The sequence below is a fragment of the Bacillus sp. B.PNR1 genome (assembly GCF_030386235.1).
Lineage (GTDB): Bacteria > Bacillota > Bacilli > Bacillales > Bacillaceae > Bacillus > Bacillus stercoris.
In genome coordinates this window covers 308221-329585 of the sequence record NZ_JANYMN010000002.1, presented here as the reverse complement: position 1 = coordinate 329585, position 21365 = coordinate 308221, and the positions used below count along the sequence as shown (strand labels likewise).

Sequence of the window (21365 nt, the reverse complement as noted above, 5' to 3'; positions counted from 1 at the left end):
AAAGCGCAGATCACCTGCGCTTTTTACAAATCCTTAATACACCAATCAATCGGTGCCTCTCCCATTTTCTCCAAATAGGCATTCGCCCGGGAAAACGGTCTGCTCCCGAAAAATCCGTTTCTTGCAGAAAACGGGCTGGGATGCGTTGATTCAATGATAAAATGCTTGGACGTGTCGATCCGTTCTTTTTTCATTTGAGCATGCCGTCCCCACAAAATAAAGATAACCGGCCGCTCTCTTTCATTCAGCACATCGATAATCCGGTCTGTCAGACGCTCCCAGCCTTTTCCCTTATGGGAATTCGCCTGTCCGCGCCTTACTGTCAGCACAGTATTCAGCAAAAGAACCCCTTGCTTTGCCCAGCTCACAAGCGATCCGTGATTTGGGATGCTGCATCCGATGTCCTGCTGCAGCTCAAGAAAAATATTTTTTAACGAAGGCGGCTGCTTTACACCCGGCTTTACAGAGAAGCTTAAACCTTGAGCCTGTCCTGGCCCGTGATACGGATCTTGCCCCAGAATGACGACCTTGACATCATCATATGACGTATAATGCAACGCATTGAAAATGTCCCGGCTGTCCGGATAAATCGTTTGCTCCGCGTATTCCCGCTTCAGCATTTCTCTGAGCTCTTGATAATACGGTTTCTCAAACTCTTCCTTTAGCTGATCCCACCAGCTGTCTTGTAAAAGCTGTTTCAAGATTCAGGCCTCCTTACGAACGATGAAGTCTGGAATAAACAGGTTCGCCATCCCAAACCATTTCACTTTTTGCTTCCCGCCTTTTCATCTCAGGCTCTTCAAGCAGGACGGCAAAGTTTTTCGTCGGCAGCTCTCCGAGTCCGTGCTTTTCACTTAACCGATCCAAATATTGCTTCCGCTTGGCGCCAAGGTCCGCAGACTGATTGTCTCCCGCGTCACTGAAGGCATAAATCACACTGGCGCAAGGGACACGCTTCACCCGGTAATCCTTGGCCGCGCGTAAATAAAAATCCCAGTCCCAATAATTGTGCACATCAGCATCGAAATACCCGATTTCATCATGCAAAAAACGTCTGTACATGCTGCCCGACGGCACATATGTAGAGAACACTCTCATATCCTCATAGTCTGCGGTATAAGCAAACAGCTTCCGTGAAACAGGATATCTTGTTCCGTTTTTCTCTTCAAACGAGACAATTTCCGCATCAGAATGAACGAAATCTGCCGTTTCTATTTCCTTCGCCATTCTCTCCACATGCCCTGGCGTAAAGAAATCATCATCATCACACAGCATAATGCAATCGCCAGACGCCTCTTTTACACCGGCATTTCTCGCAGCCACATGCCCCGAGTTCTTTTCTAAATTGATGACAGCAATCGGCAGCTCCGGATACAGTGCTTTGACTGGCACGACCGATTCCCCCGCATCATTCACAATAATAATTTCATGCGGCTTCAAGGTCTGGCGGGAAATCGACTCCAAAAGCTCACACAAAGCCGGAATCCGATTATAGGTCACAATTACGATAGAAATCTTCATGATGCTCTCCTTCTCATTTTCATAGTCATGTACTATTAAAACATATATTGCACGGGAGATCAGTGGGAATATCCTACTGAAACAGGAAAGGTGACCTTGAGAATACCAGATGATTTGCTAAGCCTTCTATATTGTGATACAGAGTAAATCTAACTATAATGAAAGACAAAACACGATGGAGGTTCAAGACATGTCTATGCATAAAGCACTCACCATTGCCGGCTCAGATTCCAGCGGCGGTGCTGGGATTCAAGCTGATTTAAAAACATTTCAAGAAAAAAACGTATACGGGATGACCGCCTTAACGGTGATCGTTGCGATGGACCCGAATAACAGCTGGGACCACCAGGTATTCCCGATCGATACGGATACAATCCGCGCCCAGCTTGCAACAATTACGGACGGCATCGGTGTGGACGCCATGAAAACAGGAATGCTGCCAACCGTTGATATTATCGAGCTTGCAGCAAAAACAATCAAAGAAAAACAATTAAAAAATGTGGTAATTGACCCGGTTATGGTTTGCAAAGGTGCTAATGAAGTCCTTTATCCAGAGCATGCCCAAGCCCTGCGTGAGCAGTTGGCTCCGCTAGCCACTGTCATTACGCCAAACTTGTTTGAAGCCAGCCAGCTCAGCGGCATGGATGAACTAAAAACAGTTGACGATATGATCGAAGCCGCGAAAAAAATTCATGCACTCGGCGCTCAATATGTCGTCATTACAGGCGGAGGCAAACTCAAGCACGAGAAAGCCGTTGATGTTCTCTATGACGGTAAAACAGCGGAAGTCCTTGAAAGCGAAATGATCGATACGCCTTATACACATGGCGCAGGCTGTACATTCTCAGCAGCCGTGACAGCGGAGCTTGCCAAAGGTGCGGAAGTCAAAGAAGCCATTTACGCAGCGAAAGAATTCATCACAGCTGCCATTAAAGAATCCTTCCCGTTAAACCAGTATGTCGGACCTACGAAGCATTCTGCGCTGCGCCTGAATCAACAATCATAAAAAAAGCGGCTGCCTTACTGAGAGGCAGCCCCTTTTAAATCACCGAAGACTTTTCACAGAAAAAACTGCCGATCCCCTCGGCAGCCTGTTTATTTCATTTTTAAATTATTTGCAGATTTCCTCAAAAATGCTTCTATCGACTGAACAAAAAGTGCATATTCCTTCATTTGTTCATATGCCCGCGTGAGAATTTCGGCCGTTTCACTGTGCGGTGTTGTTCCGCCAAGCATTTTTTTCAGCTGAAGCAGCACATCCTTATATTCTTCCCGCTTATCTTCAACTTGGTCCGCAGCCTTTTCCAAACATGCCGGTGTTATCTTCTGTTCATGTATATTCAAGAAAACAACTCCTTTTACAGAAAAAAATAGTAGGTTATCGTTGAAGAATAGCACAGATGGCTTAGATTTCACATAAGAAAATAGAAGGATTTTCTACATAAGGGTCCAAATTCTGACATTCATTTCAGATTTCCCGGTCGAACTGGCTGTTACTTCATGATTTCCCGGGAAAGGAAAATATCTCGCACTAAAGACCTCTTCTCCGTTATTGATAAAGATTTCAACAGAGGATGCGTCGATAAACATGTGCACGGTATGCAAATCCTTGATGCGGCAATGTCTCGACTCTGTTCTTTTTCCGTCGAAGCTCGTCCGTTCCAGCGTAACAATCCCCTCGTCTTTATGGAAGGAAAACGAAGCCGTTCCGCGGATACTGATTGAAAAACCGGACTCCGTATGAATGTCTTCCAGCAAGATCTCAGCTCTTTCAGGGTTTTCCACTGGAAGTGTGCCAGATGATTCGTGCATGTGGATTTGTAATTTCTTCTCGTTTCTGCGCATGGCTTTCAGCTCAGGCAGCGGCTGCTGAATCAGCTTCTCGCCTGATAGCGTCAGCTGTCTCGGCAGCGTCATGCAGTGAATCCAGTGATAGTCAATCGTCGGATGAGATCCTTCATCCTGGTCAGGCACAGCCATCCATGCAAACAAAATTCGTCTGCCCTGATCATCTTCAAGTGTTTGCGGCGCGTAAAAATCAAAACCTTGATCAAGCTCCCTAAAATCACCATGCTTCAGTTCAGGCTTGTTATAATCGAGACGCCCGAGAAAATAACCTGACTGGTACACGTTCTGATAAAGGAAATCGTCAGCCTCAAGCCCTTGAGGCGAGACAATCAGCACGTCGGATCCTTGAAGGGTAAACAAATCAGGGCATTCCCACATGTATCCAAAATCGTCCAGCCCGTTGAATCCCGCGCCAGTTATCGGGCCAAGAAATCGCCACTCTGTCAGGTTATCAGAAGCAAACAATACAGCCTGCCCTTTCAAATTTTCCGTTTGCGCACCAATCACCATATACCATGTACCTTCATGCTCCCATACCTTCGGGTCGCGAAAATGGGGCGTATATCCTTCCGGAAGGCGGGCGACAACACCCTTTTTCTCAAAAGACAGCCCGTCGTCAGAAACAGCAAGGCATTGATACGTTTCCCGATTTCCCTCCTGGTCCCTGACATTTCCTGTGTAAAACAAATAGAGCTGATCATCTTTCGGGACAGCGCTGCCCGAGTAGCAGCCGTTTTTATCGAACCAATCACTCGGAGCAAGCGCAATGTCTTCCCGCTTCCAATTCACAACATCCTGTGTCGTATAATGCCCCCAAAATTTCGCGCCGTGCCCCGTCTGAAACGGCTGCCACTGAAAGAATACATGATAGGTGCCCTTCCAATAAATCACGCCATTCGGATCATTCAGCAGCCCAACCGGCGGCATGATGTGAAAATGCTGGCGATGCGGATCGCTGTCAGCGATAGGCTCTTTTTTCTCCACCTCTTCATAAGCCCGGCGACGAAGCTCCTGATCATGTGCTGTCATTTTTTTCTCCCCTCATCCTCATTGATCTTCATGACAAATGCTGCAATGAACGATGACACTGCCGCAATGGCCATTCCAATCAGATAGTTGATCAAGTTGCCCATGCCAAACGGTGCAGCAATGGCGATCATCGGAATACCCGTTAACCCATAAGCGTTTGCAGCAACATGAGTAAAGACGACATAAGCACCGCCCAATGCGCCTCCGATCATCGCGGCGATAAACGGTTTTCGGTAGCGAAGGTTAACTCCGAATATGACGGGCTCAGTAATGCCGAGAAAAGCGGAAAATGCTGCCGGAAGCGCGATTTCTTTTGTCTTTGCTTTTTTGGCCATAAAGAAGACGGCAAGGCCGGCCCCGCCCTGTGCGACATTCGCCATTGACCAGATTGGCAGCAAGTAGTTTTTGCCAATATCCGCAATTAGCCCCGCCTCAATCGCATGGAAGCTGTGATGAACACCTGTCAGTACGATGAGTGAATACGTGCCCCCGAAAATCAAACCTGCAACAAAACCGGCATGGTCATACACATAAGTTAAAGCAACCGTAATCCCGGAGCCAAGGGCTCTTCCCAGAGGGCCAATCGCGATAAAAGCAACAAACCCGGTGACAATTACAGTAACAAAAGGTGTAACAAGCAAATCTACCGCATGCGGAACCACTTTTCTTGTCCATTTCTCTACCTTGCTCATTACATAAACCGCCAGCAGAACAGGGATGACAGTTCCCTGATAGCCTAGAAGCGCGATATCCAATCCGAAAAGATGCATATAATCAGGTGTCGCTTCAGCCAAACCCCATGGATTCAAAAGGTTTGGATGAATCATGATTCCCCCAATGACCGCTCCCAAGTATGGGTTGCTGCCAAATTCTTTTGAAGCGCTTACTCCGATTAGAATCGGCAAGAAAATGAATGCTGCACTTGAAAACATATCAAGCAGCTGAAAAACTGCAGAATCCTTGCTCATCCAATGAAACGCATTGATCATACCCAGCAATCCCATTAATAGACCGCTGGCTACAATAGCCGGAATGATTGGGACAAAAATATTAGAAAGCGTTTTCGCAAATCTCGCAGCGGGATTCAGCTTTTCTTTTGCCGCATCCTGATGATTGACGTGTTCCTCACGCTCAATATCAGCTTCTTTAGAAAAAGCATCGAATACTTTATTCACAAGGCCTGTTCCGAAAATGATCTGGTATTGGCCAGAGCTGCTGAAGGCCCCTTTGACACCATCAAGCTCTTCAACCTGTGCTTGATCTATCTTTGATTCATCTTTCATCACTAAACGCAGTCTTGTTGCACAATGAGCCGCGCTGATAATATTATCTTTCCCTCCGAGAAGCTCAATGAGGCGTTTTGCAGTCTCTTTGTAATCCATCTGTTTCTCCCCCTTTTATTTAAACAAAAAAGACCTAAAATTCGCCAACGAATAAAGGACACAGTGATCCTTTTTTCATTTCGCAAATTTTAGGTCTTGCCTGCTTTACCAGTCACAATCCCGCTTATTCAGATTGAGAATACGCTTTCATCATAAAACATGACAGCGTTTTCGTCAACTACTTTTTAGTTAAATAGTTTGATAAAACATGTAGACAAAAATTCGTAAAAAATATTTGTGAAATATTTCACAATATCATGCTATACTATGCTCAATCATGATAGAAAGCAGGAAAAGACCATGGAAACTCAAGCATTGCAAAAGGTTGAACAGTACGCTTTGAAAAAACAAAACATATTCGCTTCAAGCAAAATCCGTTATGTGCTTCGGTCCATTTTGGCCAGTATGTTTATTGGTTTTGGCATTACAGCCGCAAGTAAAACCGGCAGTTATTTCTATATGGCTGATTCTCCATTTGCCTTTCCGGCAGCCGCTGTCACTTTCGGGGCCGCTATTGTGCTGATCGCTTACGGAGGCGGAGATTTATTTACCGGCAATACCTTTTATTTCACCTATACCGCGCTCCGAAAAAAACTCCGCTGGCGCGACACCCTGTACTTGTGGATATCAAGCTATGCCGGCAATTTAATCGGCGCTATTTTGTTTGCCATCCTGATCAGCGCGACAGGGCTTTTTGAGGAGTCTTCCGTACATTCCTTTTTGATTCATCTGGCAGAACACAAAATGGAGCCGCCGGCTTCCGAACTATTTTTCAGAGGATTGCTGTGCAATTGGCTTGTGTGCCTCGCCTTTTTCATTCCAATGGCTCTCAAAGGGGAAGGCGCAAAGCTCTTTACCATGATGCTTTTCGTTTTCTGCTTCTTTATTTCCGGCTTTGAACACAGCATTGCCAATATGTGCACATTCGCCATCTCACTTTTGGTCGAGCACCCTGATACAGTGACACTGATGGGAGCAGTCCGAAACTTAATTCCCGTTACACTCGGGAATCTGACCGCGGGAATGGTCATGATGGGCTGGATGTACTACACACTCAATCCTGATCAATAAAAAAAACTTCCAGAGATCACTCCCTGCAAGTCAAAGCGGTTATTCCGAGAGATCTTGAAGACGCTGGACATGCAGCGTGATATAGCCGGCCTCGGATTCCGGCAACTGTAATTGATATTCATTTTTCAAAAACTCCGCCAGCTCCAGCGCACATTGATAGGCAAATGAATACTTTTTTTGGATGAAATAAAGCATCTCCTCGTCCATATGATGGAGAGCTTCATTTGATTCCAACCGGCTGACCGCGTATCGCAAATGCGTGACAAGGCGTTGATAGGAAATGCTGTTTTCATCCACCTTTCGATTAAAGTATTGTTCTATTTTCTCTATCATTTCTTTGATCATGGTCGTATGCTTCAGCGCTGAATACATGCTCTCCGCATCCATCTTGGCCGTATGGATGTGAAGGGCAATATAACCCGCTTCATCTTCAGGCAGAGACACGCCTAATGTCTCTTTTACATGTCCGATCGCCCACAGGCCGATCTCGTATTCTTTTTTATAGAGCGCTTTTATCTCATGCAGCAATTTATTCTGCACAAGCAGCCCATTTTGAACCCTTTCGATCGCAAAGGATAAATGGTCAGAAAGCGCGATATGAATGTGGTCGCTCAGCGGCGCCGCGAGCTCCCCTTCCGCATAGCTGATGATATCTTCAGCTATCTCTATATGCTCCTCCGGCAGTGTTTGCAGGATTTGTTTGAATTTTTCATTCTCGTCGCGCACGACAAAGATTTTTTCCACTTTATTCATAGGGATGAGATCATTTTTCTTTTTTTGAAAAGCGATTCCAGGTCCCATCACGATTTTTTCCTGATCATCCTCTTTTATTAAAGCCGCATTGTTGTTTAATACTTTATAGATTTTCAAGAGGTTATCTCTCCCGCCAATTTGCTTTTGACTGGGATTTTACCTCCTTTTGACCGCCATGTAAAGATGCGGGCCCGCTCTCTCCTGCTTTGGCGATTCCTTGAAGGCTTGCAAACACCTTCTTTTATAAAGCGCGGCGGCTTTCGCTTTCTGTTTTTCTTCCTCATTCACAGCCATCCGCCATTCATAAAACGAAACAAGTCCCGCGGCTTGCACCGCCGCCTTTCTTTGGTATGTACGCTGAGCCGAGTAGACCGCGGCAGCCGCAGTTTTTCTGTCCGGCGTCACCCAGTTCATCAAAAAGACCATCCACACCCGTAAAGATACAAGCAAACGTTTCATAGAAAAACATCCCTCCGCTTCTTTTTGGCAGGCAGCCTTTTTTAGCAGCCCGTTTTCTCAGCCGCAGCCCGCAGGAAAAGACGGCCGATTTCTTTTCTCGCAAACTAGCAGCTCTAGCAAAACTCATGACTCTATGATAGACCGTTGAAAGAGAATTCTTTGTCACAATATGAGTGAAAAAACCAACTAGTTTTTAGAAGTTTTGTTGAAAGCTGAAAGAATTGAAATGAAAATTGGAGAACGGCTTTGAAAACTTTATACACAAGTTATCCCAAAGATAAGAACAACTTAATCACAAGAGATATCCACATGTCCACAAACTCTATCTATATTTTGTATACGAACATTTATTCCCAACTATATATATACACAGGTTTATTCACTTATGCACAGGGTTCTGTGTATAACTCCTTCCTTATACACAAACAAAATCCAATAAATGGTCCAAATGACACAAGGATTTTTTTGAATTTTCAAGAAATATATACTAGATCTTTCACATTTTTTCTAAATACAAAGGGGGAAACACATTGAAAAAGGGGATCATTCGCTTTCTGCTTGTCAGTTTCGTCTTATTTTTTACGTTATCCACAGGTGTTACGGGCGTCAAGGCAGCACCGCCGTCTTCAAAAACGTCGGCTGACCTGGAAAAAGCCGAGATATTCGGTGATATCGATATGACAACAAGCAAAAAAACAACCGTTATAGTGGAATTAAAAGAAAAATCCTTGGCAGAAGCGAAGGAAGCTGGAGAAAGCCAATCGAAAAGCAAGCTGAAAACCGCTCGCACAAAAGCAAAAAACAAAGCAATCAAAGCGGTGAAAAACGGAAAAGTAAACCGGGAATATGAGCAGGTATTCTCAGGCTTCTCTATGAAACTCCCAGCTAATGAGATTCCAAAACTTCTCGCGGTAAAAGACGTGAAGGCAGTATACCCGAACGTCACGTATAAAACAGACAATATGAAGGATAAAGACGTCACGATCTCCGAAGACGCCGTATCTCCGCAAATGGATGACAGTGCGCCTTATATCGGAGCAAACGATGCATGGGATTTAGGCTACACAGGAAAAGGCGTCAAGGTGGCGATTATCGATACTGGGGTTGAATACAATCACCCAGATCTGAAGAAAAACTTTGGACAATATAAAGGATACGATTTTGTGGACAATGATTACGATCCAAAAGAAACACCAACCGGCGATCCAAGGGGCGGTGCAACGGACCACGGCACACACGTAGCCGGAACTGTGGCTGCAAACGGAACGATTAAAGGTGTAGCGCCTGATGCCACACTTCTTGCTTATCGTGTGTTAGGCCCTGGTGGAAGCGGGACATCGGAAAACGTCATTGCGGGCGTGGAACGCGCTGTACAGGACGGAGCAGATGTGATGAACCTGTCTCTCGGAAACTCTTTAAACAACCCGGACTGGGCGACAAGCACAGCACTTGACTGGGCCATGTCAGAAGGGGTTGTCGCTGTTACATCAAACGGCAACAGCGGACCGAACGGCTGGACAGTCGGATCGCCTGGCACATCAAGAGAAGCGATTTCTGTCGGTGCGACTCAGCTGCCGCTCAATGAATACGCCGTCAAATTCGGCTCCTACTCTTCAGCAAAAGTGATGGGCTATAACAAGGAGGACGAAGTCAAAGCACTCAATAACAAAGAAGTTGAGCTCGTCGAAGCGGGAATCGGCGAAGCAAAGGACTTTGAAGGAAAAGACCTGACAGGCAAAGTCGCCGTTGTCAAACGAGGCAGCATTGCATTTGTGGATAAAGCGGATAACGCTAAAAAGGCCGGTGCCATCGGCATGGTTGTGTATAACAACTTCTCTGGAGAAATTGAAGCCAATGTGCCGGGCATGTCTGTCCCAACGATTAAGCTTTCATTAGAAGACGGCGAAAAACTCGTCAGCGCCCTGAAGGCTGGTGAGACAAAAACAACATTCAAATTGACGGTCTCAAAAGCGCTCGGTGAACAAGTGGCTGATTTCTCATCACGCGGCCCTGTTATGGATACGTGGATGATTAAGCCTGATATTTCCGCGCCAGGCGTCAATATCGTCAGCACGATCCCCACACACAATCCTGAGCATCCTTACGGCTACGGATCAAAACAAGGAACAAGCATGGCATCGCCTCATATCGCCGGAGCAGTTGCCGTCATTAAACAAGCCAAACCAAAATGGAGCGTTGAACAGATTAAAGCTGCCATCATGAATACCGCCGTCACTTTAAAGGATGGCGATGGGGAAGTATATCCGCATAATGCCCAAGGCGCGGGCAGCGCAAGAATTATGAACGCGATCAAAGCCGATTCGCTCGTCTCACCTGGAAGCTATTCATACGGCACATTCTTGAAGGAAAACGGAAATGAAACGAAAAAAGAAACGTTTACGATTGAAAATCAATCTTCCATTAGAAAGTCATACACACTGGAATATTCATTTAATGGCAGCGGCATCTCCACATCCGGGACAAGCCGTGTTGTGATTCCGGCACATCAAACCGGAAAAGCCACTGCAAAAGTAAAAGTCAATACGAAGAAAACAAAAGCAGGCACCTATGAAGGTACAGTTATCGTCAGAGAAGGCGGAAAAACGGTCGCTAAGGTACCTACACTGCTGATTGTGAAAGAGCCCGATTATCCGAGAGTCACATCTGTCTCCGTCAGTGAAGGGTCTGTACAAGGCACCTATCAAATTGAAACCTACCTTCCTGCGGGAGCGGAAGAGCTGGCGTTCCTCGTCTATGACAGCAATCTTGATTTCGCAGGCCAAGCAGGCATTTATAAAAATTCAGATAAAGGTTATCAGTACTTTGACTGGGACGGCACGATTAATGGCGGAACCAAGCTTCCGGCCGGAGAGTATTACTTGCTCGCCTATGCCGCGAACAAAGGCAAATCAAACCAGGTTTTGACCGAAGAGCCTTTCACTGTTGAATAAGAAGAAGCCCTGCCGATTGGCAGGGCTTTTTAACGATCAGTCAGCTAACGCCTCCTGCAATAAACGATACGAGCGGAGCTTATCTTCAAAATGATGTGTAATGGTCACCACCATGATTTCCTCTGTTTCATATGCTTTACTCAAAGCTAGCAGCTGCTCCTTAACCTGTTCTTTCGTACCAACAATCATTCGATTTCGATTATCAGCAATTCGTCTCTGTTCATAGGGAGAATACGAGTTTCCCTGAACAGCTTCATACGAAGGAACTCCCTCTAAAGGAATCCCCTGCTCTCCTGCCAAAAGCGTAAAATCGAGGACAGCCCCAAGCTCCTCTGCCTTCTCCTCCGTGTCAGCACAAAGAACAAAAACAGCAACTGCCGCTCGCGGTGCATCCCCTAATACAGACGGTTTGAATCGTCTCTTATACTGTCTGACAGTATCCTCTCCGCCTTCTCCATTGATAAAATGGGCAAACATATAGCCAGCGCCAGATTCCGCGGCGAGCAGCGCGCTTTCTCCAGAAGAGCCTAGCAGCCATACATCCGGAGCAGTTGAAATATGCGGCGCAGCCGTCAGATTCGGAAAACGGTGTTTGTCATCCGCCAAATCATGCAAATACATGGTCAGCTCCTTAATTTGCTGCGGATACTGATCAGCATTGCGCTTACCGCCATCATTCAGCGCCCATGATGCAATCGGCATTCCCCCCGGTGCTCTGCCAAGCCCCAGGTCAATTCTTCCCGGTGTCAGCCCCTCCAGAACACGAAAGTTTTCAGCTACTTTATAAGCACTGTAATGCGGCAGCATAACTCCTCCTGATCCAACGCGGATTCGCTTTGTTTTCGCCGCTATATGACTGATGAGCACCTCAGGACTAGACCCTGCCAGCCGTTTTGAAAAGTGATGCTCAGAAACCCAAAATCTCTTATATCCAAGGTCCTCAGCAGCTTGGGCAAGCGCAACGGTTTGCTGTAAGGCCATTTCTGCATTGCAGCCCTCTGATACTGGAGATTGATCTAATATACTTAATGAAACCATCCCTACCACCTCATCCTCATCGTATCACTGATCCCCTAATTTTTCTTCAAAGCCGCTCACACTGCTTATCAGTGTCTCCCATCATTCGCCGTTTATTTGTGAAAGCATGTCCCTATTTGTCGGAATATGTTACACGTGAAACATAAAAACCCCTCCTAGACGGAGAGGTTAGCTTTAGTTTTTATTAAAGCCCTTTTCTTTCACGTAGTCATTTAAATACGTACGCGGCTTCTGCTTCATAAAGTTCAGTATTTGATCGGACCACGTTTCTTCCCGCTGTCCGTTTGTTCTTTCTCTATAGTAATCAGAAATGGTTTTGTCATACGTATTCATAGTATGACGGAAATCGTCTGCGTTCACATTATACGCATTCTCATGATAAACAGCCTGCTTTGGCAGTCTCGGTTTTTTGCCGGATAGATTCGCTGGATGACCTACTGCCAGCCCGAATAGCGGGAGCACATGGTCAGGCGTTTGCAGCACCTCTGTCACCTTGTCCAACTCATTCCGAATGCCGCCGATATAACAAATGCCAAGCCCCATAGATTCAGCCGCAATGCTCATATTTTGCGCTGCGAGCGCCGCATCAATCAAGCTAACCATAAACATTTCCGTATTCTTGAGCAGCTCAGAAATATGTTCCCCTTTTTCCTCAGCCAGTTGTTGATGGCGGTACAAATCCGCACAAAATACAAAAAAGTGCCCGTTCTTCTCAACGTAAGGCTGATTCCCAGCAAGCACAGACAGCTCACGTTTTTTCTCAGGATCAGAAACCCCGATAATCGAATATGCCTGCACATAACTGGATGTAGACGCAGCCTGCGCACTTTTCACTAATGTATCAATTTCTTCAGCTGTCAAAAGCTGATCAGTAAAAGACCGGATTGACCGATGATTCAAAATGGTTTCGATTGTGTTATTCATCACAAGAACCTCCTTATCTCTTTTTATCATATCCGAAAAAAAGTATTCCCAAAAGTGAAATGCTCTGCACAAAAAAAAGACAACCTCTGAAAAGGCTGTCTTCATCTTAAGAATTAAAGAGATAACTTCTGTATTTCGTCAGCTGCACACTCGCGTTATACACAATCCCGAAACCGATTAGCGTTGCAAGCGTCGAGCTTCCCCCGTAGCTGACGAACAGCAACGGTATCCCGGTAACAGGCATAATGCCGATGTTCATTCCGATATTCTGGAATGTGTGGATGACAATTAACGCCGTATAGCCAACGCAAAAGAAGGAAGCAAAACGGTTAAACGGATGTATTTTGTCTATCAGAACCACAAGCCTGTAGATTAAGAAGAAGAACATAATGACAACAATTGCACAGCCTATAAAGCCAAAGCTTTCACCCAAAATGGCGAAGATAAAGTCGGTCTGTCCTTCTGGTACATACACCTTCAAATTGTGAACGCCATTTCCGACAATGCCGCCTGATCCGATAGCCATAACAGCCTGATCAACCTGCCAGCTGCTATTTGCATCTTCCTGAGTTGTTCCATTTGTATCAGAAACCCAGGATGTTACCCTCTTTATTTGATACTCTTGAATCCCAACTGATTTAGCAGCATCAGGAAAATTAATCATTACTAACAAGATAAGAGAAATAAGTAAGATACCAGAACCACCAATGATTGCGATCAGCTTCCAGTTTACTCCTGACATAAAGATCATGACAATCACAATAAACATACATATCCCGGCTGTACCAGCATCCTGAAGAAGGATAAGTCCGATCGGCACTACCGATACACCTGCAATCTTAAGCAAAAGATGCACATCATCTCTGAGCGTTCGGATTTTTTTAGGGCTTGCTTTTGAAATCACTGAGGCTACCATCATCATGAGCCCGATTTTCATAAATTCAGAGGGCTGTAACGTTACAGAACCAAACTGAAACCAGCTTTTTGCACCGTTTTTCACTGGTGCAATAGACTCAGGACTGACTCTCAATATCAAAAGAAGCAAAATCCCGAATAAAAATACATATAAACTCAATTTTTCAAGCTGCTCCAAATCGAAATACAGCAGTACCGAAATGGCAATAGCCCCCAAAGCATAATAAATAATTTGTTTCGTCCAGGCATTATCTCCATACTGCCCAAACTGACCGGCAGCATAAATCGCCAATACGCTTATAATAAAAAACACACCAAATATAAAAATCAAATCCCCCTGGTAAAAGGGACTTTGCTGTTTCTTATATCGACTCATTCTATCCCGCCTTACATTTTCATCGGAAAATCACTAATGTTTATTATACATGAACCACGTTCAAGATGACACGTGAAGCTCGCTTCCTTTTAAGTTTTTTCCGCACTTGCGGCGCTTTTCAGCTACACGACATATGACGTATGATAAACCGAAATGTTTCGATTGACACAAAACTTTTCAAATGAAAAAAACTCCATTTCGAAAGAGATCATTAAAAAAAGGAGGTGATGATGTGTTCCGTTCTCAAAAGAGACTAAAACATTAGAGCCCGGTGCCCATACATTCTCCTAGCAAATTAAGCAAAAAAAATAAGACGATAGATGCAGTCCATTTCTGCAAAAATACGTATCAATTTCTGGAAAACATGGTATAATAATTGTAACAGAATGTTCAAAAAACAATCACAAAACAGACACAACTCAGTTCCTCTATTTCATTTTTGTAAACGTTATCACAAAATGAAAGGAGACGGGTATGATGGACATGTTTTTCGCTTACTTATTGGTTGCCAGCGCAACGCCTCTCTTTATTTGGCTTGATAACAAAAAAGTCGCACTCTCAGCTATTCCGCCAATCATCTTAATGTGGGTATTCTTCTTCTTTTACGCAACAGAAAGCCTTTCTCCACTAGGACACACTCTCATGATTATCTTGTTTGCCGTCAACGTCATTGTCGCTCATATCGCCGCATTTATCATTTACGGTCTTCCGTATCTTCGCAGAAAGCGAAGCAGCTGAAGACAGCAAAAAACCCTCTTCTCACGAAGAGGGTTTTTGTATTATTCGTTGTGGCCTGAGTGCTCTGAGTGTTTAGCGCCTCCAGGAGGATTTCCGTCCATGTGGTCACCATGGTGATAGTGAGCCGCGAAAATCCAGATGGAGCCAAGTACGATAACGATCGCGCCAAAGAATCCGAACAGCGTGTTTCCGACTTGGATTGTGCCGTTTTCGCTCTCTGTCATGTGCATGAACATGAGAAGCTGCAGCGCCGCCTGAATGAAGGCGAAACCGAAGATAATCCAAAGTTTTGCTGATGAGCTCAGGTCAGTATACACTGCAACCCATAGAGCCAGCAGGGTCAAAACGATAGACAGTGCAAAACCTACAATGTGCTTCCATGGAAAGTGACTGTGTTCAGCAGATTTGTTTGCCATTTTACAGACCCCCCAATCCCATGAGATAGACACCTGTAAAGATGAAAATCCATACAACATCTAAGAAGTGCCAGTACAAGCTTGAGATAAAGATTTTAGATGAAGTTTGCGGAGTTAAGCCGCGTTTCTTCAACTGAATCAGAATTCCTGTAATCCAGAAAATACCGATTGTTACGTGAGTTCCGTGAGTTCCAAGTAAAACAAAGAATCCAGACCAGAACGCACTTGTACTGAGAGCCGCTCCTTCATGTACATAATGGACAAACTCGCTGATCTCGCATCCGACGAAGCCGGCACCGAGAAGAAGAGTGATAATTGTCCAAATGACGACGCCTTTTAAACTTCCGCGGCGCATTTCATGAACAGCGATCCCGCAGGTAAAGCTGCTGATAAGCAGCAAGAACGTCATAATCATTACCAGATTGACTTCAAAAAGTTCGTCTGGCAAGACACCTCCAGCTGTTCTGTTTTTAAGAACGAAGAAGGTTGCAAATAGTGTTGAGAACAACACAATTTCTGCCCCTAAAAAGATCCAAAACCCGAGTATATTAAGTCTGCCGGTTTCAGATTGATATTCCATAGGCGCGTTAGAATTGCCGTGTTCTGCATGTTCCATAACTCACGCCTCCTTATTCGGAAATCTTTCTTTCCGTCTCTTTTATTTCATCAACACTAATGTAGTAGCCGTTGTCGTATTCGAATGAACGCAGAACCATGCAGAGCAGGACTCCGATCAATCCGACTACGCCCATCCAGTACCATTCAAAGACAAGTCCAAAGCCTGCAAGACCGAAGGCAACAGACATAAAGAATGGTCTGCCTGAGTTGCTTGGCATATGGATTTTCTTGAATTTGCTTTCAGGGTATAATTCAGTTTTTTCTTCTTTCATATGCAGGAATGCATCTTGAGATTTGACTTCAGGAAGCACCGCAAAGTTGTAATGCGGCGGAATCGCAGAAGAAGTCGCCCAATCAAGCGTACGTCCCACACCCCATGAATCTCCGCTGATTTCACGAGTAGAGTAACGGAAGCTGTAGTAGATGTTATAGCAAAGGATTAAGAATCCTACACCCATCATGAAAGCTCCGACAGTTGAGATAAAGTTCAATGTTGTCCAGCCATCGTTTGGTCCGTATGTGTAAATACGGCGAGGCATGCCTTGAAGCCCCAAGAAATATTGAGGGAAGAAACATACATTGAAACCGATCATAAAGATCCAGAAGAACCATTTTCCGATTCTTTCGTTCAGCTTGTGGCCGAACATTTTTGGATACCAGAAAATAAATCCGGCGAAACAAGCAAATACAGTACCCGCGATCAGCACATAGTGGAAGTGAGATACAAGAAAGTACGTATTATGGTATTGATAATCCGCTGCTGCCATCGCAAGCATAACCCCTGTAACCCCGCCGATAACGAAGTTAGGAATGAACGCAAGCGCCCACAGCATAGGTGTTGTAAAGCTGATTCGGCCTTTATACATCGTAAAGAGCCAGTTAAAGATTTTAACCCCGGTTGGGATTGAGATTGCCATTGTCGTAATTGAGAAGAATGAGTTAACGGACGCACTGTTCCCCATTGTGAAGAAGTGGTGAGTCCAAACTAAGAAACTCAATACAGAGATGGCGATAATAGAACCAACCATCGCTTTGTAACCAAACAATTGTTTTCTTGCAAAGCTTGAGATGATTTCTGAGAAAATACCAAATGCCGGAAGAATAACGATATATACTTCAGGATGTCCCCAAATCCAGAACAAGTTAGCCCAAAGCATCGGCATACCGCCTGCTTCCAATGTGAAAAAGTGAGCGCCGAACAAACGATCAAATGATAAAAGTGCTAATGCTACTGTAAGTACAGGGAACGCAAACACGATAATAACCATTGTGATCAGTGTTGTCCATGTGAACATTGGCATACGCATTAATGTCATGCCTTTTGTTCTCATTTTTAAGATTGTTACCATAAAGTTGATCCCTGTCATCAGGGTACCGATACCGGCAATCTGAAGTCCGAGGAGGTAGTAGTTCTCACCCGGCCCAGGGCTCATGTCGTTACTTGCAAGCGGCATATAACTCGTCCAGCCTGCGTTCGGAGAACCTCCGATTACGAAAGAAATATTGAAAAGCATCGCACCTACAAAGAACGTCCAGAAGCTCAGGTTGTTCAAGTAAGGGAACGCAACGTCGCGAGCACCGATTTGAAGAGGTACAACAACGTTGATAAGACCGATTAAGAACGGCATCGCCATGAAGATGATCATGATTGTACCGTGAGTTGTAAAAATTTCATTATAGTGGTTTGAGTCTAAAAAACTGTTATTCGGAAGCGCTAGCTGGGCACGCATCATCAGACCGTCGACACCGCCGCGGAATAACATAATTACAGCAGATATAATATACATGATTCCGAGTTTTTTATGGTCAACAGTAGTTATCCATTCAGACCAAAGCCATTTCCACTTTTTGAAGTAAGTCAGTACAACAATGATGGCAATGGTTGAAAGCGCAATGGAAACTTGTGCGCCCAGAATTAATGGGTCACCAGTTACGAAAAATTCGTCCCATTTCATTTTCATGCGGGCTTCCTCCTTTCCTGATCAATATCATTCTTCTGTATCATCAGACTTCTTAAATTCGTTTTTCTTTACGTTTTCAAACGGATCTGTTTTAGAGTGCGGTGAAACGGCTTGATAGCCAAGGCGTTTGCGCGCCTCCATCGCGTACTCAGCGTCTTGTCCGTGATCAACGTATTTCAGGTGAGTAGAAGAGAACGTTAATTCGTCCACATTTTCAGGAAGCATCAATTCATCATACTTCTCTTTTGTCAGCTTAGGAGCCTCGTTCTGAGTCTTTTTCACCCAGCTGTTAAAGTCTTTTTCTGTGACTGCATTCACATCAAACTCTTGGTCTGCAAAATGTTCACCTGTGAAGTTCGCATTGCGGCCTTCGTAAGTACCCACTTTATCAGCCTGTAAGTATTGATCCATCAGCATTCCGGCCATCGCATATTTTTGCCCTCCAAGCTGAGGAATCCATAGCGAAGCCATTGAATCTGCAGATGAGATTTTGAACAAGATCGGGCGGTCGACAGGAATGTTTAAGTAGTTGACCGTTTCAATATCCTGTTCAGGGTAGCTGAATACCCATTTCCAGTCTACCGAAGTAGCGTAAACAACAAGAGGCTCTTTGTCTTTTGTTGCTTCAGGAGCTTTTTCTAACGAATATATCGTCTGTACTGTTGGCACAGAAAGTGCAATGACGATTAAAATTGGGATCACTGTCCAGACTACTTCTAAAAACGTGTTACCGTGAATTTCTGGGTTATAAGATCCATTATCTTTGCCTTTACGGTCGCGGTATTTTACTAAAATAATGGTAAATAGAACAAAGACGACCCCGACGATAAACAGCATAAATCCGATAGATAACAGGATTAAATCACTTTGCTGTTCAGCTACAGGCCCTTTCGGATCTAGTACTGAAGCATTGCTGCATCCCCCAAGGACGAAAACCACAGTTAACAGCGCTAATACAAGCAACGGTTTTAATGCTCTGAACAAGAAGATCACCATCCTTCCTATTGATGTAATAAATCTGAAGTGCATACTTCCTCAAAATCTTTTCTCTACTTTGTTATGCTATCAAAAAGTTCACTTATTAGCTTTATTTTTTTATAAACTTCATCCCATTTTCGCTTAAATGTCATAAAATCGACAAAAATTGCTCCAACTTTATTCACATCTATCGCTTAAGATGAAAAGTTTCTAGTTATTTCCGCATATAAAGTAAAGAAAGATGATGAAGAACTAATTCTGACAAATTAAGGTTTACCACAATAAAAAACTTAGGTCAATCAAAAGTTTCATTTTGTTAAACTTTCTAGATAGGAATTATTTTTTCCTTGTCTAGCATCTTTTCACATGGTTACCATTTTAACGCATCAAATATTGAAAGAAAAGGCTCAATGAAGAGCCAATATGCTCTGAATTGTCCGCATTTTTCAAAGAGAGCATCCAGTTGTTTATCTTATACAAAAATGAGGAATGATATAAGCAAATAATAAAAATAGGATGTGTTGCATGATGAGTTTTCTTATTTCACTTATCGTAGCTATTATTATCGGATGGCTTGGAAGCCTATTTGTAAAAGGAGATATGCCCGGAGGAATTATTGGGTCTATGATCGCAGGTCTTATTGGCGCCTGGATCGGTCACGGGCTGCTTGGAACATGGGGGCCGCACCTAGCCGGATTCGCCATTATTCCAGCGGTAATCGGCGCAGCCATTGTTGTCTTTCTAGTAAGCCTGTTAACCAGAAAAAGAGGATAAATGCAACAGCACCCGAGGCGTCAGCGCTTTGGGTGTTTTGTTTTGCCATAAAAATCGAAAAAGCCTCAACCTTAGCGGTTGAGGCTTTTGACTGGTTTGGCGCCCAACTGATCGATGAACGTTCTGAAGGCCTGTTTTCCCTCTGTTGTCTGTTTAAATACACCGGCGTGTTCAAGAATGCGCGCGAATACCTGTCCCAGCTCTTCCTTTATGACTAGATCTGCATTCTCTTTCGTTATGGTTCTTTTTTCCATCATCCGAAGAGCCCATTCACTATGTTTTGCCGTGAGCGGATTTTGTTCTAAGGCTGTTTTCGGATCAGCAGAGCATAGCGCCGCTGCCGTTTCTTTCATTTCCTCCTGTAAGCGGCCAGGCAATATCGCCAATCCCATGACCTCAATCAGGCCGATATTTTCTTTTTTAATATGGTGGACTTCCTGATGAGGATGAAATATTCCTAATGGATGCTCCTCATTCGTCCGGTTGTTCCTCAGGACGATATCGAGTTCGTACAGGTCTCCCCTGCGCCGCGCAATCGGTGTGACTGTATTATGGGGCGTATCGCCTGTATAGGCGGAAATGCCGGCTTTTTCATCAGAATACGTTTGCCACGTGCGGAAGATATGATCAGCAGCTTCAGCGACACGATCCGGTTTGTCTCCTCGGAGCCTGAGCACAGACATCGGCCACTTCACTAAGCCCAGCGACACGCCGGGATAATCATTTAAGTCATAAACGTCTTCCGCTTCTGCACGTGCCATTGGAAAGTCATGTGCGCCGCCTTGGAAATGATCATGGCTTAGGATGCTGCCGCCGACAATCGGGAGATCCGCGTTCGAACCGATAAAATAATGCGGATATTGCCCAAGAAATGACATCAGCCTTTCAAATGTTTTTTTGCTGATCTCCATCGGTTCATGTTCACCTTTTAAGACGATGCAATGCTCTGGATAATAGACGTATGGCGAGAATTGCAAAAACCATTGTTCGTCTTCAAGGATGACTGGAATGATTCTGTGATTTTGCCGGGCTGGATGGTTCACGTTTCCCTCAAACCCGACATTTTCTTTACACAGCAAACACATCGGATAATTTGTCTGCGCCTGCTCTTTTGCAGCCGCAATCGCTTTCGGGTCCTTTTCAGGCTTGGATAGGTTAATGGTCATTTCCAGCTCGCCATATTCGGTCGGCACTGTCCAATGAACATTTTTGGCGATTCTGTCTGTCCGTATATAATAGACATCCTCTGAATATTGATAGAATTCCTTTGTCGCCTGTTTTGGGCCGTATAATGCTTTTGTTTCTTCAAACTTGCGAATGACCTCGGATGGAGCAGGTACAAAACAGCCCATCAGCTTTGCGCTGAGCAGGTCTCGGTACGCATCTGTATCCGCTTCCATTCGGCCGGTTTCCGCAGCCCATTTATAAATGGGAGCGAGTAAGTCCGGAAGGCTTTGTGACTGCTTAATAGAGATGCTGGAGACCGGCTCGGGGTGCGTGATGCCCAGCGCTTCATAAAGACGGTTTCTCGTATATTCCCGATCCCAGATTGAAATCAGTTTTCGTTCTAGGCCATACTCAAGCAGCTGTTCTAGATGTTCTACAATACTCAT

General features: G+C 44.6%; 20 protein-coding genes. 5 read left to right on the top strand and 15 right to left on the bottom strand.

What is annotated here, in order from left to right:
• Window positions 1-23: 23 nt before the first annotated feature.
• Together NZD81_RS13025 and NZD81_RS13020 are read right to left on the bottom strand one after the other, a co-directional pair.
• Complete coding sequence (locus NZD81_RS13025; RefSeq protein WP_040081472.1) at window positions 24-701, bottom strand: uracil-DNA glycosylase; 678 nt, start codon at window positions 699-701, stop codon at window positions 24-26.
• A 13-nt stretch (window positions 702-714) separates the two neighbouring features.
• Window positions 715-1521 carry a glycosyltransferase family 2 protein gene (locus NZD81_RS13020; RefSeq protein ID WP_148343316.1) on the bottom strand — a complete coding sequence of 269 codons (807 nt, stop codon included), beginning with the start codon at window positions 1519-1521 and terminating at the stop codon, window positions 715-717.
• A 190-nt stretch (window positions 1522-1711) separates the two neighbouring features.
• Between NZD81_RS13020 and NZD81_RS13015 the strand changes: the two genes are divergently transcribed.
• The gene (locus NZD81_RS13015) at window positions 1712-2527 is read left to right on the top strand and encodes a bifunctional hydroxymethylpyrimidine kinase/phosphomethylpyrimidine kinase (RefSeq protein WP_069150545.1); all 816 of its coding nucleotides are present in this window, start codon (window positions 1712-1714) and stop codon (window positions 2525-2527) included.
• A gap of 89 nt (window positions 2528-2616) precedes the next feature.
• On the opposite strand, the gene NZD81_RS13010 is transcribed toward NZD81_RS13015, so the two are convergent.
• The 3 genes from NZD81_RS13010 to scrA form a co-directional block, all read right to left on the bottom strand.
• Window positions 2617-2865 (bottom strand): hypothetical protein, encoded by a 249-nt coding sequence (locus tag NZD81_RS13010; protein WP_282373784.1) that lies wholly within the window; start codon window positions 2863-2865, stop codon window positions 2617-2619.
• A 93-nt stretch (window positions 2866-2958) separates the two neighbouring features.
• The gene (sacA, locus tag NZD81_RS13005) at window positions 2959-4398 is read right to left on the bottom strand and encodes a sucrose-6-phosphate hydrolase (protein WP_282373785.1); all 1440 of its coding nucleotides are present in this window, start codon (window positions 4396-4398) and stop codon (window positions 2959-2961) included.
• Window positions 4395-5780, bottom strand: a complete 1386-nt coding sequence (gene scrA / locus NZD81_RS13000; RefSeq protein WP_014665833.1) for a PTS system sucrose transporter subunit IIBC — start codon at window positions 5778-5780, stop codon at window positions 4395-4397. The genes sacA and scrA overlap by 4 nt, the downstream gene beginning before the upstream one ends.
• 300 nt (window positions 5781-6080) lie before the next feature.
• Here scrA and NZD81_RS12995 point away from each other — a divergent pair, with 300 nt between their 5' ends.
• Window positions 6081-6851, top strand: a complete 771-nt coding sequence (locus tag NZD81_RS12995) for a formate/nitrite transporter family protein (RefSeq protein ID WP_014665834.1) — start codon at window positions 6081-6083, stop codon at window positions 6849-6851.
• 39 nt (window positions 6852-6890) lie between these two features.
• On the opposite strand, the gene sacT is transcribed toward NZD81_RS12995, so the two are convergent.
• Window positions 6891-7721, bottom strand: coding sequence for a sac operon transcriptional antiterminator SacT (sacT, locus tag NZD81_RS12990; RefSeq protein WP_014665835.1), 831 nt, complete (start codon window positions 7719-7721; stop codon window positions 6891-6893).
• 39 nt (window positions 7722-7760) lie between these two features.
• Window positions 7761-8063 carry a hypothetical protein gene (locus tag NZD81_RS12985; RefSeq protein WP_003222155.1) on the bottom strand — a complete coding sequence of 101 codons (303 nt, stop codon included), beginning with the start codon at window positions 8061-8063 and terminating at the stop codon, window positions 7761-7763.
• A gap of 530 nt (window positions 8064-8593) precedes the next feature.
• Here NZD81_RS12985 and vpr point away from each other — a divergent pair.
• Window positions 8594-11014, top strand: a complete 2421-nt coding sequence (gene vpr, locus NZD81_RS12980; protein ID WP_289860725.1) for a serine protease Vpr — start codon at window positions 8594-8596, stop codon at window positions 11012-11014.
• Window positions 11015-11050: 36 nt separating this feature from the next.
• Here the strand turns inward: vpr and NZD81_RS12975 are convergent, their stop codons facing one another.
• From NZD81_RS12975 to NZD81_RS12965, 3 genes are all read right to left on the bottom strand, one after another.
• Complete coding sequence (locus NZD81_RS12975; RefSeq protein WP_289860724.1) at window positions 11051-12052, bottom strand: LLM class flavin-dependent oxidoreductase; 1002 nt, start codon at window positions 12050-12052, stop codon at window positions 11051-11053.
• A 174-nt stretch (window positions 12053-12226) separates the two neighbouring features.
• On the bottom strand, window positions 12227-12976 hold the full coding sequence (gene nfsA / locus NZD81_RS12970) for an oxygen-insensitive NADPH nitroreductase (protein ID WP_289860721.1): 750 nt from the start codon (window positions 12974-12976) through the stop codon (window positions 12227-12229).
• Window positions 12977-13082: 106 nt separating this feature from the next.
• Complete coding sequence (locus NZD81_RS12965; protein WP_014665841.1) at window positions 13083-14267, bottom strand: FtsW/RodA/SpoVE family cell cycle protein; 1185 nt, start codon at window positions 14265-14267, stop codon at window positions 13083-13085.
• A gap of 474 nt (window positions 14268-14741) precedes the next feature.
• Here NZD81_RS12965 and ywcE point away from each other — a divergent pair, with 474 nt between their 5' ends.
• Window positions 14742-15005: a spore morphogenesis/germination protein YwcE gene (ywcE, locus tag NZD81_RS12960; RefSeq protein WP_003227411.1), complete on the top strand. Its 264-nt coding sequence runs from the start codon at window positions 14742-14744 to the stop codon at window positions 15003-15005.
• A gap of 41 nt (window positions 15006-15046) precedes the next feature.
• Here the strand turns inward: ywcE and qoxD are convergent, their stop codons facing one another.
• From qoxD to qoxA, 4 genes are read right to left on the bottom strand one after another with little or no spacing between them, the layout of a single operon-like run.
• Window positions 15047-15421 carry a cytochrome aa3 quinol oxidase subunit IV gene (gene qoxD / locus NZD81_RS12955; protein WP_014665842.1) on the bottom strand — a complete coding sequence of 125 codons (375 nt, stop codon included), beginning with the start codon at window positions 15419-15421 and terminating at the stop codon, window positions 15047-15049.
• Window position 15422: 1 nt separating this feature from the next.
• Complete coding sequence (qoxC, locus tag NZD81_RS12950; protein WP_069150551.1) at window positions 15423-16037, bottom strand: cytochrome aa3 quinol oxidase subunit III; 615 nt, start codon at window positions 16035-16037, stop codon at window positions 15423-15425.
• A gap of 13 nt (window positions 16038-16050) precedes the next feature.
• Entirely contained in the window at window positions 16051-18000 is a 1950-nt protein-coding gene (qoxB, locus tag NZD81_RS12945; RefSeq protein ID WP_014665843.1) for a cytochrome aa3 quinol oxidase subunit I, read from the bottom strand.
• A 27-nt stretch (window positions 18001-18027) separates the two neighbouring features.
• Window positions 18028-18993 carry a cytochrome aa3 quinol oxidase subunit II gene (gene qoxA, locus NZD81_RS12940; RefSeq protein WP_010886637.1) on the bottom strand — a complete coding sequence of 322 codons (966 nt, stop codon included), beginning with the start codon at window positions 18991-18993 and terminating at the stop codon, window positions 18028-18030.
• A gap of 513 nt (window positions 18994-19506) precedes the next feature.
• Here qoxA and NZD81_RS12935 point away from each other — a divergent pair.
• On the top strand, window positions 19507-19752 hold the full coding sequence (locus NZD81_RS12935) for a GlsB/YeaQ/YmgE family stress response membrane protein (RefSeq protein WP_009968363.1): 246 nt from the start codon (window positions 19507-19509) through the stop codon (window positions 19750-19752).
• Window positions 19753-19823: 71 nt separating this feature from the next.
• On the opposite strand, the gene galT is transcribed toward NZD81_RS12935, so the two are convergent.
• Window positions 19824-21365 carry a UDP-glucose--hexose-1-phosphate uridylyltransferase gene (galT, locus tag NZD81_RS12930; protein ID WP_289860697.1) on the bottom strand — a complete coding sequence of 514 codons (1542 nt, stop codon included), beginning with the start codon at window positions 21363-21365 and terminating at the stop codon, window positions 19824-19826.

Excerpts from the sequence above, each read along its gene's own strand:
- qoxB (WP_014665843.1), bottom strand. The coding sequence starts at position 18,000 with ATGAAAATGAAATGGGACGAATTTTTCGTAACTGGTGACCCATTAATT.
- NZD81_RS13020 (WP_148343316.1), bottom strand. The coding sequence starts at position 1,521 with ATGAAGATTTCTATCGTAATTGTGACCTATAATCGGATTCCGGCTTTG.
- nfsA (WP_289860721.1), bottom strand. The coding sequence starts at position 12,976 with ATGAATAACACAATCGAAACCATTTTGAATCATCGGTCAATCCGGTCT.
- qoxC (WP_069150551.1), bottom strand. The coding sequence starts at position 16,037 with ATGGAACATGCAGAACACGGCAATTCTAACGCGCCTATGGAATATCAA.
- NZD81_RS12965 (WP_014665841.1), bottom strand. The coding sequence starts at position 14,267 with ATGAGTCGATATAAGAAACAGCAAAGTCCCTTTTACCAGGGGGATTTG.
- NZD81_RS12975 (WP_289860724.1), bottom strand. The coding sequence starts at position 12,052 with ATGGTTTCATTAAGTATATTAGATCAATCTCCAGTATCAGAGGGCTGC.
- NZD81_RS12995 (WP_014665834.1), top strand. The coding sequence starts at position 6,081 with ATGGAAACTCAAGCATTGCAAAAGGTTGAACAGTACGCTTTGAAAAAA.
- NZD81_RS12985 (WP_003222155.1), bottom strand. The coding sequence starts at position 8,063 with ATGAAACGTTTGCTTGTATCTTTACGGGTGTGGATGGTCTTTTTGATG.
- sacA (WP_282373785.1), bottom strand. The coding sequence starts at position 4,398 with ATGACAGCACATGATCAGGAGCTTCGTCGCCGGGCTTATGAAGAGGTG.
- ywcE (WP_003227411.1), top strand. The coding sequence starts at position 14,742 with ATGATGGACATGTTTTTCGCTTACTTATTGGTTGCCAGCGCAACGCCT.
- NZD81_RS12935 (WP_009968363.1), top strand. The coding sequence starts at position 19,507 with ATGAGTTTTCTTATTTCACTTATCGTAGCTATTATTATCGGATGGCTT.
- galT (WP_289860697.1), bottom strand. The coding sequence starts at position 21,365 with ATGAGTATTGTAGAACATCTAGAACAGCTGCTTGAGTATGGCCTAGAA.
- qoxD (WP_014665842.1), bottom strand. The coding sequence starts at position 15,421 with ATGGCAAACAAATCTGCTGAACACAGTCACTTTCCATGGAAGCACATT.
- NZD81_RS13015 (WP_069150545.1), top strand. The coding sequence starts at position 1,712 with ATGTCTATGCATAAAGCACTCACCATTGCCGGCTCAGATTCCAGCGGC.
- scrA (WP_014665833.1), bottom strand. The coding sequence starts at position 5,780 with ATGGATTACAAAGAGACTGCAAAACGCCTCATTGAGCTTCTCGGAGGG.